The organism is Tenacibaculum sp. 1_MG-2023, from assembly GCF_030547425.1.
In the GTDB taxonomy this organism is placed as follows: Bacteria; Bacteroidota; Bacteroidia; order Flavobacteriales; family Flavobacteriaceae; genus Polaribacter.
On record NZ_JAUORH010000024.1, the window covers coordinates 1 to 16,002 of the forward strand.

19 protein-coding genes are annotated in these 16,002 nt (G+C 27.0%); all 19 read right to left on the reverse strand.

Going from position 1 to position 16,002, the window contains the following annotated elements; translation table 11 throughout:
* Window positions 1-245: 245 nt before the first annotated feature.
* The 19 genes from Q4517_RS13610 to Q4517_RS13700 all read right to left on the reverse strand — a co-directional run bounded on the left by Q4517_RS13610 (window position 246) and on the right by Q4517_RS13700 (window position 15,969).
* Window positions 246-737 (reverse strand): hypothetical protein, encoded by a 492-nt coding sequence (locus tag Q4517_RS13610; protein WP_303510441.1) that lies wholly within the window; start codon window positions 735-737, stop codon window positions 246-248.
* 649 nt (window positions 738-1,386) lie between these two features.
* Window positions 1,387-1,995 carry a hypothetical protein gene (locus Q4517_RS13615; protein WP_303510444.1) on the reverse strand — a complete coding sequence of 203 codons (609 nt, stop codon included), beginning with the start codon at window positions 1,993-1,995 and terminating at the stop codon, window positions 1,387-1,389.
* 248 nt (window positions 1,996-2,243) lie between these two features.
* On the reverse strand, window positions 2,244-3,134 hold the full coding sequence (locus Q4517_RS13620; RefSeq protein ID WP_303510446.1) for a tetratricopeptide repeat protein: 891 nt from the start codon (window positions 3,132-3,134) through the stop codon (window positions 2,244-2,246).
* Window positions 3,135-3,173: 39 nt separating this feature from the next.
* Complete coding sequence (locus tag Q4517_RS13625; protein WP_303510449.1) at window positions 3,174-3,659, reverse strand: hypothetical protein; 486 nt, start codon at window positions 3,657-3,659, stop codon at window positions 3,174-3,176.
* Window positions 3,660-4,034: 375 nt separating this feature from the next.
* Window positions 4,035-4,181: a hypothetical protein gene (locus Q4517_RS13630; protein ID WP_303510450.1), complete on the reverse strand. Its 147-nt coding sequence runs from the start codon at window positions 4,179-4,181 to the stop codon at window positions 4,035-4,037.
* A gap of 133 nt (window positions 4,182-4,314) precedes the next feature.
* On the reverse strand, window positions 4,315-4,869 hold the full coding sequence (locus Q4517_RS13635; protein WP_303510451.1) for a hypothetical protein: 555 nt from the start codon (window positions 4,867-4,869) through the stop codon (window positions 4,315-4,317).
* A gap of 1 nt (window position 4,870) precedes the next feature.
* Entirely contained in the window at window positions 4,871-6,100 is a 1,230-nt protein-coding gene (locus Q4517_RS13640) for a LysM peptidoglycan-binding domain-containing protein (RefSeq protein WP_303510454.1), read from the reverse strand.
* Between the two features lie 20 nt (window positions 6,101-6,120).
* Complete coding sequence (locus Q4517_RS13645) at window positions 6,121-6,726, reverse strand: hypothetical protein (RefSeq protein ID WP_303510457.1); 606 nt, start codon at window positions 6,724-6,726, stop codon at window positions 6,121-6,123.
* Between the two features lie 41 nt (window positions 6,727-6,767).
* Window positions 6,768-7,520 carry a hypothetical protein gene (locus Q4517_RS13650; protein ID WP_303510458.1) on the reverse strand — a complete coding sequence of 251 codons (753 nt, stop codon included), beginning with the start codon at window positions 7,518-7,520 and terminating at the stop codon, window positions 6,768-6,770.
* A complete protein-coding gene (locus tag Q4517_RS13655; RefSeq protein WP_303510460.1) occupies window positions 7,517-8,398 on the reverse strand; it encodes a hypothetical protein in 882 nt (293 codons plus the stop codon). The genes Q4517_RS13650 and Q4517_RS13655 overlap by 4 nt, the downstream gene beginning before the upstream one ends.
* Window positions 8,399-8,533: 135 nt before the next feature.
* Window positions 8,534-9,454: an SH3 domain-containing protein gene (locus Q4517_RS13660; RefSeq protein ID WP_303510463.1), complete on the reverse strand. Its 921-nt coding sequence runs from the start codon at window positions 9,452-9,454 to the stop codon at window positions 8,534-8,536.
* On the reverse strand, window positions 9,441-10,082 hold the full coding sequence (locus Q4517_RS13665) for a DUF5675 family protein (protein ID WP_303510466.1): 642 nt from the start codon (window positions 10,080-10,082) through the stop codon (window positions 9,441-9,443). The genes Q4517_RS13660 and Q4517_RS13665 overlap by 14 nt, the downstream gene beginning before the upstream one ends.
* A 252-nt stretch (window positions 10,083-10,334) precedes the next feature.
* Window positions 10,335-10,820 (reverse strand): hypothetical protein, encoded by a 486-nt coding sequence (locus tag Q4517_RS13670; protein WP_303510468.1) that lies wholly within the window; start codon window positions 10,818-10,820, stop codon window positions 10,335-10,337.
* Between the two features lie 7 nt (window positions 10,821-10,827).
* Window positions 10,828-11,883 carry a hypothetical protein gene (locus tag Q4517_RS13675; RefSeq protein ID WP_303510471.1) on the reverse strand — a complete coding sequence of 352 codons (1,056 nt, stop codon included), beginning with the start codon at window positions 11,881-11,883 and terminating at the stop codon, window positions 10,828-10,830.
* Between the two features lie 106 nt (window positions 11,884-11,989).
* Window positions 11,990-12,163, reverse strand: coding sequence for a hypothetical protein (locus Q4517_RS13680; RefSeq protein WP_274635272.1), 174 nt, complete (start codon window positions 12,161-12,163; stop codon window positions 11,990-11,992).
* A 34-nt stretch (window positions 12,164-12,197) separates the two neighbouring features.
* Window positions 12,198-12,785 carry a hypothetical protein gene (locus tag Q4517_RS13685; protein WP_047790424.1) on the reverse strand — a complete coding sequence of 196 codons (588 nt, stop codon included), beginning with the start codon at window positions 12,783-12,785 and terminating at the stop codon, window positions 12,198-12,200.
* A 110-nt stretch (window positions 12,786-12,895) separates the two neighbouring features.
* Window positions 12,896-14,176, reverse strand: coding sequence for a hypothetical protein (locus Q4517_RS13690; protein WP_303510480.1), 1,281 nt, complete (start codon window positions 14,174-14,176; stop codon window positions 12,896-12,898).
* On the reverse strand, window positions 14,176-15,678 hold the full coding sequence (locus Q4517_RS13695) for a hypothetical protein (RefSeq protein WP_303510482.1): 1,503 nt from the start codon (window positions 15,676-15,678) through the stop codon (window positions 14,176-14,178). Before Q4517_RS13695 ends, Q4517_RS13690 begins: the two co-directional genes overlap by 1 nt.
* Before the next feature lie 93 nt (window positions 15,679-15,771).
* Window positions 15,772-15,969, reverse strand: coding sequence for a hypothetical protein (locus tag Q4517_RS13700; RefSeq protein WP_303510483.1), 198 nt, complete (start codon window positions 15,967-15,969; stop codon window positions 15,772-15,774).
* Window positions 15,970-16,002 lie beyond the last annotated feature (33 nt).

A 16,002-nucleotide genomic window follows, 5' to 3' on the forward strand; every position in this document is an offset into this window, starting at 1 on the left:
TTTCTCAATAAAAAAAAGAGAAAGCTTTAAACAATATAAAACCTTCTCTTTTTTTATTTCTTGGCGCCATTCTATAAAGAAGAAAGAAGATAACAAATATTGCCTTATCTGATGTAAATATATGTTATAGTTTTCTTACTTCCAAATTTTTATGTAAATAAATTGTTATCTTCTTTTTCAAAAAAACAACAGTCTTTCGTAAACAAAGACTAGTACTGGTTAAGTTGACTTTTACCTTCTTTTTATTAAGTCTTTGAAAAATGTTTTATTTTGAATCCCATATTTTCATATAAAGTAATGAGTTCATCTTTATCATTATAGTCTTTAATATCTTTTACTTTCCAACTAACTTTTTCTTTTGTATTCTCATCAATAAGACTAAATAAATACATCATTGCAATTTCTTCGAAGCCTTTGTCTTTTCCATTTCTATCTTGTAAAAAAACTTCTTTACTTCTAATTTTGTCCCACATTTTTACCCATAGTCCAGATTCTTTTACTAAAGGTGTGTTCATAGTATCGATGTCAAAAACTTCTATTTCATTTTCTTTAGAGTTTATAGTTACCAACACGGAAATACCTTTATTGGTTGTTTCTATTACACATTTTATTCCTTCACCTACTCGTTCGTCCAGTAAATACTTAACTTTTTTTAAACGGTTTCTTTCAAGTTCTATTCCTTGCTCTTTCTTTTTTAATTCTTTTATTTTTTTTCTAAATATCAGTTTAAAAATCATATATATAAATTTAATTAAAAACTGCTACTAACACGTTTATAGTTATAAGAAGAAAGAATTGTATTATACTTTTAAATTGGCTGCTACCATACTATAATTTTATAGTAACTCTTTTTCTTCTTCAAAATATAAGAATGTTAGATTTATTCTTTTTTAGCAGTTACACAAAAGTAGTAAGTTTTTTATATTGACTGACAGTTATTACTAATAATATACTTGTTCAAAATTAAAGAGCGTTAAGGCTTCGCAACTAATTATAATAGTTCACTTCAGCAGTAGCTAATCTTGTAATATTATTACCTTAGATTTTTTAGATAACCAGAAGTGATTTTTATTCCATCAAAATACACTTTTACAGAATTATTATTAATTTCTTCTAAGTATGTTTTATCGTTTTTACAACCTATTAAAAGTAAGATTTGTGTAAATAAACTATAGACTTCTTTTTTTTGTAATTTTTCACAAAAGCTATTAGAAAATAAATTTCTACTTATCCTTCAAAATCCCCACAATCATGAGTCTCTAGCTTTTTTAAGTCCCTTTTAATTATATAAAATTTATTGATTTGAAAATCTTCTATTTCTTGAGAAATTTATATCTAACTCAAAATTATAAATCGGAACTTCTTATGTTTTAGCTATAAATAATCTTATTTTTTTATTTTCTTAAAATAACCTTGGGTATCTATTTTATACTTATTTATATATGTTACTTTTTCAACTTCTTTTTCTTCTTCTATATCGTAACAAGATTGTTCATCAATAGTTGTAATTGTATAATCTTTATCAATTTCAAAGCTTCTATCCCATCCACATTCATAATTCCTTCCTCCCACAACTATAAGTTTATCAAGAGTTTTGTTATTATTACCTATAGTCTGTAACTCAAAATATGGCAAATAATAATCTTGTTCTTTATTTGAATAAATAAAGAAAAGTACTTTATACTTATTTTTATCTGGAAACCTCTTATAAAAATATCCTTTTCCTTTATAAGGATAACTATCTTCCTCTTTAGCGTATAAATCCTCTTTTAATTTAAACTCAGTTTTATCCGAGAATAAAAAATTCAACTCAGATTTCTCTTTTATTTCATTTTTCTGTTTTAGGCTATCCATAAGAGCAAATAAAAAATCATTCTTATAATTATAAGAATACGTATAAGGTACCTTTTTAATAGAAATAGTATCCCAATTAAATGTTTGTATATTTTCTACTGGAGGAACTTGAACATGCTTTTTTTCGTTATCCTTAGACATTTTACAACTTATTAAAAATAAAATAGATGTAAAAAATATTATTAAATTGTAGGCTTCGTTTTTTATCATTTTTTTAGTCTCTATTACCATATATCATCATCTCAATTAGCACCATTAAACCTAATAGATCTTATAATCAAAATTTCCGCTGCTCAAAATAATAACATTAATAGATATATTTCAATTAATTTGAAAGCCTTAAACTTAGCTAAGAGAATTTAACTTTTATATATTCTGAAAAGATATAACTAACTTATTCTTTCTAAGACTTGACTTGGTATTTTATTTTCTTTGTTTTTAGCTTTCATTTGTTCAATATAAACTTTATATGCTTGTTTAGCTTCCTCTTTTTTACCTAAGCCCCAATATGCATCTCCTAAATTAATATATGCAACTGTCCTATTTGGAAACTCTTTTATAATTACTTCAAGAATATAAACGGCTTCTTCATATAGGCCAGATTGCTCAAGAAAATAACCTATATCATTATATTTAGATAAATTTCCCTTAGACACATCAATATTGTTTATAATAAAGGCTAAAACTATTTCATTTGATATACTACTCAGAGTATTTTTTTCATTTCTAGCTTTTTTTATTTTTTCATAATACTCTTCTATATTTGGAGTCTTATACTCTTGAAAACCTAAAAACTTATAAATTTCGTTATATTCATCTTTTTGTGGTAAAATTCCATTATAATTTGACAAATTTAGGTGTGGAAATGAATAATAAAAAAGCCCTAGCTCATTCCTTGAAGAAGTTTGAATATATACTTTATCTATACTAAATTTTGAAAGTGAATCTTTTTCAAAAAGATGAATTATTTTTTGATAACTATTTCCTATCTCTTCTATAAAAATTACCTTAAAACTTTCTTTGCCACACTCTACATCTATAGTGTTTAATTCTCCATATTCATCTAAGTCATTTTTTTTCTCTAAATTAGAATCATCTGTTTTAACACTCAAATATATTTTATCATTATCATCTTCTAATAACGATATTTCAACATTACTCCCACTAACATTACAAATTTTCTTTATTGTTTTTTTTTCTTGTTTTTTACAACTTACTATAAAAACTAATAGAATTAGAGTAAGTGTTTTATTTCTTATTTTCTTTTTTTCAAAACTCATATATTTCTGTTTTTATTATACACAGATACATACTATTAATTAACCAGCTGCCCCCATACCTTCCAATAAAATCTCTCCTTCTTTTGTTTTAATAAAATAAAAAATCAATGTGCTTTCACTAGAGTATTCTTCTCCATCATCTATAATCTTAACCATATAATTATAATAAACGGGCAATAGGTTACAGTCAACATCATCTTCTTTTATTTCAAAGTTTGGCTTAGCATCATTTTTTAAAGCCTGTTCAAAAAGTTCATCGGGAAACTTTTCAAATGTTTCTATGTAATTTTCAGATAAGTATTCAGACATATCCTTTTTAAAATATTCTTTACTAATTTTTTGTAAAAGAGAAGATATTTTTACACTATCCTTACTTTGAAAACAATCTGAATTATTCTTATTTGTTTTTCTTTCAATAGAGCTTTCTATTTCAACTTCTTTTGAAGTTTTAACTTCTATAGTCTCTTTTCCTTTCTTTCCACAAGAAAAAAATGTAAAAATTAAAATTAGTAATAGGTGCTTCATAATACACTTTGCTTTTCTGAATCAATGGACATTCTAAAAAACTATTAACATCTACCTGTCCTTTAAAAGCAAACTTAAAGTCTCAATAAAATATCTTTCTTTTGTAGCTTCTTTTACTTCACGATTTAGTACATCATTTATTAGTTCTTCTTTCTCAGCATCATTTTCAAAAAATTTAGGTATGCTAATTTGAGTATCCTCATTTTTTAAATTCTTCCAAAAAAATATTTTTAGGTCTTCAGGCTCTTCTCCATCACAACTATCCAGAATACTAAATATTAAACTATTATTAACTATTTTTGGATTTATAAGTTCTATATCACATAAAATACTTTGGTTTGAGAACTCTATTTTGTCAATTACTTTTTCCTTTTTTTAAATAAAAACATCTATATATTTCTCAAAATTTCCATCTCCTAATTCTCCTTCTTTATCTATAGTAAAAACAACTGATTGTTCTTGATCAATTATTAGTTTTTTAACCACATTATTTTCATCATATACTACCTCCTGTTCTTTCACTTCCTGAGAATTATATTGTGAATCTGTTACTTTTAATTCTTTTTTTTATTCTCCTTACTTACATTACATGAAAGCAGAAACACAAAAACATTAACAAGTAGAAGAAAGTGACTCAAAGCCTTCATTTGTCGATTTAATTTATTACATTTTCTATTTCTTCTTCTTTTTTAGTTTTTTTTAATAATTTCCATTTGCCATCTGTAGTAGCAGAATAAATGGAAATTACTCTATCCTTTTTATAATATTCACATGGATTATCTATAGTTTTATTAAGTGGTAAAAAAAAGTTCTTATGAGTTATCTCTGCCCATAAATTAAACTTTGAAAATAGGCTTTCATCTAAATTTTCATTAATCAACTCAATTATACTATCTCTACTCTCAGATGTTCTCCAATATTTTAAGTTTCCTTTTTGAGGTTTCAGGTAAATTTTCCCTGAAAAAAGAACACTATCATTTTGAATCTTACAACACCAGGCATACAATCGTAAACTATCGACAGCATCTTCTTGAAAGCCCATATCTTTATCTATGAAATTTAGAAACTTTTCCTTAGTTATAATATTTTCAGCCTTTGAAATTTCTTTTTGAGTTTTTTTATCAAAAACTTCTCTTTCTAAATTCTTATTTTTTGTTTTGCAACTAATTAATAATGCTATTATTGTAAATAAAAGTAAACAGTTTTTCATTTTATGATGTTTTAGTATAATTGATTGGTCTAAAATATCCTTTCCAGCCAGAGTGAGAACTAAGAGCCTTACCTGTTCTCTTATATACAGCTGTTCTTGAGCAACCTGTCCCAGCATGCCCTCCATTCTTTTTATTCGTTTTTTCATCAGCACTACCAACTTTTCCTATTGCTTCTAAAATAGTCACTAAATCCTTTTCTTTATCATATTTGTATACAATCCCAGTATGTCCAACTCCATTGGATTTTCTCCAAACAAAAATATCTCCTCTTTGAGGTTTAAAATTATTCTCTTTACTTTTTTCTACATGTTTTATTTTATTACTACCAACAGCTTTTCTAAAATCATCTTCGCTTGTCATAATTCCAGTATATAGAGTTTTAAGCTTTGGCATAACTCCTAACTTATATAAATATATTGCTACCGTTTCAGAGCAATCTAAGTTTTTCAACCCTTCTTCAGAAAGAGAATTTCTTACTCCTGTTTGACCATATTTTATATGTCTATCAACGAGTTTTTTTATTTCATCTAAAACTCCATTTCTACAAAACAACTCAAACCATTTACCATCTATATCAAGCCAATAGTTAGGAGTAGTTCTTTTATCTGGTTCTCCGTTTTTATCAGGATTTCTTCCATTATACACTACCTTTATATCATTAGGAGTGTGGGCATCAACTAATAAGTACATAAATACCTTTTTATCCTTAAGCTTATCTAACTCTTCTTTTTCTCTTTTGGTATCTTTACCTCCTAACGTAATTTTAAAAATTACCCAATCTTTAAAATCAGTTTTGTTGGTTATTTTATCATCTTTCGCATAAGCTCCTACGACTGCTTCTGCTTCTGTGTTTATACCCTTATCAGATTGTAACATTAAACCTTTTTCTTCAGTTTCTAACTTCATTTCCTCAGCCTTTCCTTGCTTTACATTTAACCTAACCTTCTTATTTGTTAAGTTTGATGTTTTTACAACTACATAAACTTCATCACCTAAATTTGCTGACTTTAACTTTTTAAAAGTCACTTTATCTCCTGTTTTTTCTTTTTTAGGTTGTGAACCAATATTTAGGGTTTTTCCTACATAAATAGTATCGCTGGTTAAGCCATTGTCTGCTTTTATTTTTGCTACTGTAGTATTGTGCTTTTTTGCTATTTTACTTAATGTATCTCCTGAAACTATTTTATACTTAACAGGTTCTTTTTTGTCACTTTTTTTTATACGAAACAATTAAATAATAAATCTTCTACTTACCCTTCAAAGTCTCCACAATCATGAACCTCTAACTTTTTTAAGTCCCTTTTAATCATATAAAATTTATTGATTTGAAAGTTATCTACTTCTTGGAAACTTGCATCTAACTGAACTCTATAAATCGGGACTTCTTCTACTTTAGCTATAAATAATTTTACTTTTTGGTTTTCTTGAGTAAAGAGTATTTCATAAGTTTTTTCTTTTTTAACTATACTCTCTATCTTAAAAACTCTTTTCTCCGAATCTTCACAAACATTAGTTAAGATTACTTCCTTATGATTAAATTTAACATTAGCTATATCACATGAATAACATGCTCCAGAAACATCATACGTATATCTTTTCAACACCTCTTTCTCTTCTTCATTAAAAGATAGTCCTATCATATCTTCTTCCAAGACCTCTTTAACATCAAACTCTAGTATTTTTTGGCTTTCTACTTTTGTTAAAGTATCTTTTTCTGTATTACTTTTATGATTATCTTCCTCTACATTTACTGATTCTATCTCTTTTTTTTCTTGTACTATATCAGTATCCCGTTTTATTGCTGTTTTACAACTAAAAAAAAGAAATAGAATTATTATTACTTTAGTATATTCCATATTAACGTCTATAGTACTCAAAGTCCTAACTCCTTTCTCCCCTAATCAGAAACTTCCACCTTTGCTTCATTCTCATGAAACGTTCCATTAGCTTTTAAGCTTATTTCTCTTCTTATAAATATAGATTCATCTTCTATTGAATTATAACTATAAACAATAATATTGTCAGAGTTTATTGTAAAACATTCGTGATAAGAAACATCTTCTAATCCAATTCCAGACGTAACTAACCTTACTCTATCTATTAATTTATTCTGAATGTTATTATAAGTGAGTAATTCTAAATTGTAACCTATAGGGCTAATATCTCCTTCTATAGTTTCATCAAATATTTTATTTAACAGTATAAAAAAGTCAATCTCTTTATAATTAGATTTTACTCTTTCATATAGATAGTTCTCTGAAAAAAAAGTCCTTTTAATGTCTTCATCTTTATTTTCTAACAAAAAATAATAATAAGAAGGCTGATACTTTTTAGTTGAACTATTAATTTTTTCTATTGTTGTTTTATATAATAATCTATCTTCATCAGGACTTAAAACATTTAAACTATCAGTATTTAATTGAATATAGTATTCAATATTTTTAATAGTATTTTGCTCTTCTACAATATCTTTATCACAGTTATTTTCAAAAATTTTATTTTCTATAAACTTTACTTTATAAGCAAAACTTTTATTACCACTTTTCTTTACTTCCTCTTTATTAGCGTTCCCTTTATCTTCTTTTTTATTTACATTGGTAGTACATTGTGTTAAAAAAAGAAGCGAAAGAATAAATATACTTTTCATCATTTTTTATATTTTATTTTAAGCCCTTGAATATGTAAGTGATCTTTATGATGTTTATCTGACTTACAATGATTCAAATCTTTATTTTCATGTGTTTTATTTGATAGATTTTTAATGGTATCCCCCCATCCAAACTTATGTAAAGCATCTAAAAAAGTATTTTGTCTTTCAATATCTAAATCTTTATTATTTACATAAATTACTGGAATTTTATTCCCTTTTGAATCTTTATCTATTTTAGCCCTTTTCTTATCTTTTCTTAAATATTTAAAATCCATATTAAACCCATTAAAGTGGCTAACACTATAAGCTCCCGTACCATCTGTTGCAACTGAACCATTAGAAACAACATCTACATAATTAACATCTGCCAACGCTCCAATTAAAGTAGCAAAAGCCTCTGGATTGAAATACTCTCTTGAAGTATCTTCATATAAAGCAAAATTGATATTTTTTGAATCTGAATATTTAAAAACCTTCGGGCTACCTTTAAAAGGGGTTATTAATGGATTTTTTAAATTTCCATCTTTTTTATAATAACGAGTTCTTGCCCCTATTGTCACTTTTTTCCATTCTCCTCCTTTCTTTGTTTTCCACTCATGTTTTGTCCCATCAACCCACCTTTGAGACTCAATAACATCAAAGTTCCCTAAACTATGTTTGCCTCCTTCTTTATCATGATAGATATAACTCACTTCTTTCAATCCTTTAAAATCTAGTTTACTTATTTCTCCCGTATGATAAATATTTATGATATTTTGATTTATTAACTCAAACCATTTACCTTCCCCATAATACCAAAGATTAGGACGGTTATCAAAAAACTCTTCGTATTTTACTTCAAACCAATTTTGATTTTCAGGCTCTGCATCTACAACCATAAACAACTTCGTTTTTTTATCGGTTGTTTTATTTAAAGCTTCTCTGTATTTTTTTTGTTTTTCTTCTTCCTAAGGATATATTGAATTTAATTTAAGCAATGAACAACTAATAATCTGTAAGTTATTTTTCGTTTTTTACTTAACCAAACGCAACCTGCTTTTATGAATATAACCTTTTTTGTTATCATAAAGAACAAGCCACCATTCATCTTTTTGTTCTAAAATTTCAACTAATTTACCAGACTGGATTTGAGAAAGTATTTTAGAAGTAGTATTACTTTTTTCACGCATATTTACATAACCGTCTTTATCTACAATTTTAGCAAACTCACTATTTGGATTTATAGTTCCCTCTTCTGAAGAATACAATTTCCACCCTTGATTGTAATATTTTGGGTTAGGTGAAAACTCGGCTGCTCCAATATCTAAATCTCCCGAGCATGGTATTCTGTAATGACTCCATGCTGTTAATATCTTTTCATTTTTATCTTTATTTATCCAACTTCCAAAAAAATAACAGTTAGCATAACTTGGTATATAATCTAAAGTATCATCATAATTTATATTATTATCAGTGTCTTGATACCATAAAACCATTAGCTTCCCCTTAAAAACACCTCTATTATCTTCTTTCAATTCATAAGTCAATATTGAAAAACCTTGTTTTAAAATTATATCAGAATAAGATACTTCCTCGTCTAGTTTTTTAGAAAATTTGTATTGTTTTTCTAATAAGAGTTCTCCTTTAAAATTCCTTGTACTTTCAGAGTAAACCTTTGTTTGCCCTTCTATTAGATAGCGATTATTATTGATTGTATCACGCTTAATCAAAGTAATAAAAAAATCTATTTTTCTCTTACTTTCTCCAATAAAACCTATATATGGTACTGTGCTATTTGTAAACACATCTGTTAAATCAACACTTGTTTCATCTTCAGAATAAGGCACCTCTGTATTCAAAAAATCATCAATAACATCATTCAATTTACAATGATTTTGAGCATTTGAGCAGCAAGAAAATAAAAAAAGTAATATAAGTATCTTAATTAATTTCATCGGTAATAACTATTTTAACATTATCTATTCCTTTTTCTTCAATTTTATTAAGGATTTTATACAATGTACTTACAGAATCTTCTATACTAATATTTTTAGTACTCTTACTCCGGTCTAATGATGTACCTGGTAATAGACAACCTACAGACCATCTACCATCTGTCCCTGCATGCATTAAAATCCCTCTCGATTTAGAAACCTTATCATTATATAAACATATAAAACCCTTACTTAACTCTGGAAAATCTAAATTAAATTTTTTACCATATTTTCCATCTTTAGTGTATAATTTTTTATTGTACTTAGTTGTGTTATGCCATTTAATATTATACTTACCAACAGGAATTCTTTTGTCTAATCCACTTTTAATAGTTTCCTCTCCATATGGTTCGCAAATAAAACCTGAAAGGTTATCAAATGTAAATTCTCCAAAAGTTGCACTTTTAGAATTTTGAGTAACCCACTTCTCCCATTTTCTATTGATATAAATAATATTTGGATCTTTACCATTATTTAACTCAAACCAATTACCATCACCATAATGCCAAAAGTTTGGACGGTTATCAAAAATTTCCTCATATTTTACTTCTAACCAATTTTGATTTTCAGGCTCTGCATCAACGACCATAAACAACTTTGTTTTTTTGTCAGTTGTTTTATTTAAAGCTTCTCTGTATTTTTTCTGATCTTTCTCTTCTTTAGGTGATAGTGTAACTGCGTCTATTGCGAAGTTTCTAAAATCTTCGGCATTTGATATGTTCTTTTTACAACTAATTATAAAAACTAATAGAATTAGAGTAAATATTTTTATTTCTCATTTTCTTTTTTTTAAAAAACTCATATATTTCTGTTTTTATTATACACAGATACATACTATTAATTAACCAGCTGCCCCCATACCTTCCAATAAAATCTCTCCCTCTTTTGTTTTAATAAAATAAAAAATCAATGTGCTTTCACTAGAATATTCTTCTCCATCATCTATAATCTTAACCATATAATTATAATAAACAGGCAATAGGTTGCAGTCAACATCATCTTCTTTTATTTCAAAGATTGGCTTAGCATCATTTTTTAAAGCCTGTTCAAAAAGTTCATTGGGAAACTTTTCAAATGTTTCTATATAATTTTCAGATAAGTACTCAGACATATCCTTTTTTAAATATTCTTTACTAATTTTTTGTAAAAGAGAAGATATTTTTACACTATCCTTACTTTGAAAACAATCTGAATTATTCTTATTTGTTTTTCTTTCAATAGAACTTTCTATTTCAACTTGTTTTGAAGTTTTAACTTCTATACTCTCTTTTCCTTTCTTTCCACAAGAAAAAAATGTAAAAATTAAAATTAACAATAGGTGTTTCATAATATATTTATCTTGTAGTTTTAAATGAACCATCTGCATTTACAGTCATTTCTTTAAGCTTTTTTTCTTCATCTGTGACTTTATAATTTTTGGGTTTTGATATCGATTTTTCTTTACCAATAGTCACAGTACCATACCTAATCTGTTGTTCTCCTGAACTCTTACCTCCTTGATTCCCTCCTAAATAAACATACTTATTCTTTTTTGTGTTTTTACCAACTATAAAAGCTGTATGGGAATACTTTAATGTTATTACTGCTCCATAAAAAGCTTCGCATTTTTCTCCATTCTCCCAATTTTTTGGTGTCCAATCAAAGGCTAATGAATTGTAACTTCCCCCTTTACTTTCATTAGTTCCTTTATAGTCTTTAGTTTGTTCAAAGCACCAATTTACAAAAGAAGCACACCATGATACTACATCTGTCCATTCTGTTTTCTTTCCGTAATGCGACTTCCCTAATGTTGTACTTTTATGATAATAATCTTTGATTCGTTCTTTTAATGGTGATTTATTTTCATTTATACCTTTAAAGGTTTCATATTCTTGTTCTGCAAACTCCATCCAGGGAGCTCTTTGTTGTTTCCCCAACTCAAACCATTTACCATCTATATCAAGCCAATACTTAGGAGTAGTTCTTTTATCTGGTTCTCCGTTTTTATCAGGATTTCTTCCATTATACACTACCTTTATATCATTAGGAGTGTGGGCATCAACTAATAAGTACATAAATGCCTTTTTATCCTTAAGCTTATCTAACTCTTCTTTTTCTCTTCTGGTATCTTTATCCCCTAAGATTATTTTAAAAATTGCCCAATCTTTAAAATCAGTTTTATTGGTTATTTTATCATCTTTCGCATAAGCTCCTACGACTGCTTCTGCTTCTGTGTTTATACCCTTATCAGATTGTAACATTAAACCTTTTTCTTCAGTTTCTAACCTTACCTTATCGACCTTTCCTTGTTTAACATTTAACCGAACTTTTTTATTTGACAAGTTTGATGTTTTTACAACTACATAAACTTCATCTCCTAAATTTGCTGACTTTAAACTCTTAAAAGTCACTTTATCTCCTATTTTTTCTTTTTTAGGCTGTGAGCCAATGTTTAGAGTTTTTCCTACATAAATGGTGTCGTTGGTTAAGCCATTGTCTGCTTTTATTTTTGCTATTTTACTTAATGAATCCTGAACTACTAATTTTATAAGTTTCTTTTTTTACTTTTGGAGTATCTCTTTCTCCTATTATTTCTCCTTCTTCATCTAATAATAGCCAATTTTCTTTTATTTTATCTATTATTATCTCAGATAATTTATCATTAAATATAAAATCGTACTTTAAAACCAATTCAAAACTAAAACGATTATAAACAATTAAATATCTATTTTTTTTCTATTACTCCTTTTTTATTTATTTTGTAAGAAGTCTTTATAGTATCTTTTTTCAAAACTTGCTGAGTTTCTAAATTTTCTACTACTGAAACTTTAAATACATCTAAATCCAGAGATTTTTTAAACAAATAATAATCAGAATACTCATACTTCTCTACATTACCATCAGGAGCAGTATTGTAATACACTAATAACTTAGAAAGTTGCTTACCTTGATTATCTAACGTTACTATATATTCATCATAATTTCCAAAATCATAATATGAAAATAAAACAAGTACAGAAAATTCATTGCTTTTAACAATGATCTTAAAATCATTATCAGAATGGTAATCCTCCAATTCTATTTTTATTTTATCCTCATCTAATGGAATTGCATCATCATTGTTAATTTGAAAATATGGCAATTGTTCTGACGTACCTTGTTGTTGAATAGACGTATCTTCTACTTTTACATCACTTTGTTTATTTAACTCAACATCTTCTTTGTCAATACTTCCTTCCTTTGTTTCTGAATTCCTACAATTTAACAGTACAACAGACAGTAAACTAATAATTAAAACCTTAAATAATTTCATTCGTTATATCTTTTTTTGATTTTATAAAAAACTTATCCTTCAAACTCCCCACAATCATGAATCTCAAACTTTTTTAAGTCCTTTTTAATCACATAGAATTTATAGATTATCTATTTCTTAATGAATCCTGAACTACTAATTTTATAAGTTTCTTTTTCTTTTTTTACTTTTGGAGTATCTCTTTCACCTATTATTTCTCCTTCTTCATCTAATAACAGCCAATCTTCTTCTATTTTATCTATTATTATCTCAGATAATTTATCATTAAATATAAAATCGTACTTTAAAACCAATTCAAAACCAAAACGATTATAAACAATTAAATAATCTATTTGTTCTCCATTGTGGTTAAATATGTTTAACTGAAAACTAACCCCTGGAATATCATTTTCTCCATAATATTGAACAAAACTTCCTATAGTAATGTAATCATCTTTTACCTGTTTAAAGAAAGGATAGTACTTTTTCTCTGTTATATTATAAAAAAAGTTACCGTTATCATGTTCTGTTTTATTACTATTAAAAAAAGAATGAACACATTTATCATAAATATTTAAGCTATCTTTTTTTATAAAGTACCCTGAATCATCCTCTCTTGTATAATTTCTTATACTTTTTTCTAGTTTAATTTTACTATAGTTAGATATACTCTCAATACATTTTTGAAAATCATTCTTCTTTATAAAAGAACCTGTATCATTTACTGTAAACTCTTCTGAACTTAACAATTTATATTCAGAGCTTAAGTCATGTCCTTTAACTAGAAAATCATATACATATATGTGTAAGTTTTCATCAACAAAAAATACTTTTTCATTCTGTATATACATAGCCCCTAAATATTCACCCTTATAGCTTTGTGTAAAATACTCAGTAGTATTTAAAACTTCTATTTCTGCTATTATATTATTTTGAGAATCTATTGTTACTAAATATCCTCTATTGGCTTCTTCACTTTCAGCATTGAATACTTTTTCAGACATGTCCTTTCCTATCGTGGTTACATAACAAAGTGAATAGTTTCCTGTTCTATATAACACCCCATATGGATAATTCACAGTATTCCTTTCAATATACTCTATTTTAATATTATTTGGTAAATAAAATGTTTTTTTTATATCTGGGATTTCTAATCCTTCTCCCTCTATTTTAGGGTTTAGCTCTTTTAATTTTCTATACCCTAAAATTGCTTTTCCGAAATGCAATTCATCAAACCAACCTAGGTCATTGTATTCATATTTAATTAAATCTTCATTTCCAAAAGGTAAATTATTAACCTTGGGGGTTTTTGATTGCTCATTTTTAGCAATCAGTTTTTGGTTTCTTTTGTTGTTATTTTGTTGTTTACAAGAAACAGTCAAAACAAGCAGAAAAATTATTATCCTTTTCATTATTTCTTATAATTTGGAGTAAAGCTACCTGAATGTAGATGATCGTTATGATATTTATCTTTGGTTCCATGTGTATAACTCATACTACTACCTACATAGTGTAACTTAAACCCAAAGTCCCATAAAGCATTAATAAATTTTTGTTCATCCGTTTTTTTGCTTAAATAACATGTGTCAATACTTTGTCCATTAACATGAGTTGTACTAGGATAACAGCTAGAATCTTCATAAGATGACCCAGTGGATTTAACATCATTAAATCCACATTTCGCAAGAGCTCCAAGAAATCCTGCAAATAGTTCTGGATTAGAGTAAACTCTTAATGTTTCATGAAAAGTAAATTTTATTTTTGTATTTCCTTTTGAATAGTTCACCTCTTTCATTTTGACTAATTTTACTTTCCCTGTGCCTTTCTCATATATTCTATACTTAATTCTAAAGCTCCCTTTTGTTATTATATCTCCATCTGAATAAATCCTTGTTTCTTCTGCATCAACCCCTTCTTTATCATATGTTATAGTCTTTACAGCTGTCTGTTTATCTTCCTCCTTTTCCTCATCTTCTCTAAATCTATTAGATGATAATGTTTTCCCCTTTTTAAGTTTATCTACTTCAATAACATCAAAGTTCCCTAAACTATGTTTGCCTCCTTCTTTATCATGATAGATATAACTCACTTCTTTCAATCCTTTAAAATCTAGTTTACTTATTTCTCCCGTATGATAAATATTTATGATATTTTGATTTATTAACTCAAACCATTTACCTTCCCCATAATACCAAAGATTAGGACGGTTATCAAAAAACTCTTCGTATTTTACTTCAAACCAATTTTGATTTTCAGGCTCTGCATCTACAACCATAAACAGCTTCGTTTTTTTATCTGTTGTTTTATTTAGAGCTTCTCTGTATTTTTTCTGATCTTTCTCATCTTTAGGTGATAGTGTAACTGCGTCTATTGCGAAGTTTCTAAAATCTTCGGCATTTGATATGTTCTTTTTATTTTGCTCTGTAAATCTGCTTACATACGTTTCTACAACACTAGTTTTTTTGCTATCCTGTTGTAAAACTATAGAACTATCTTTTGCTACCAAACAATCTTTTTCGGCTTGTTTTAAACTTAACTTTATACGTTTATTAGCCATATTTTCAGTTTCAACCACCATATACACCTCATCTCCTAAATTAGCATTAGCTAGTTTTGTAAACTCTATTTTTGGCAGAATTAAAGGAATATCAATACAATCTCCTTTTGTATATGAGTCTTTTTTAAGTACCTCTACTATGTGAGCAACTGTTGTCTGCTGTTGCTTTTTTTGTAAACCTCCCTTAATGTTTTTATAAATAATTGTTGCTATCTTTTCCTTACGAGCTTTTGTACTTGTATTATTGCTCCCTTTGAAAGTATAACTTTCAGTTTCTCCTGTTTTTTTTGCCTTTAATTTCTTTTTGAGCTCTTTACCTTCTAACTTTTTATTGGTATTTGGAGATTTATAGAACATTTTTTTTTCGTTTTCTATATCCCATCTACAATCTAAAAAGTATTCTTTAAACTTTTCAGGAAACTTCTTTTTGAATTTATTAACTTGTTTTGGTTATTCTTCTCCTTCTCCTTTTATATTTATAGTTTTTTGTATTGCACTAGCAGATAAAATTTCACTATCATATGATTGAACAGAATCTAATTTACCTTCATTTTTTGTGACCGCTATTATAATATCGTTATCCCGTTTTATTGCTGTTTTACAACTAAAAAAAAGAAATAGAATTATTATTACTTTAGTATATTTCATATTAGAATTTATAACTTTTTAGCCCCATATAAA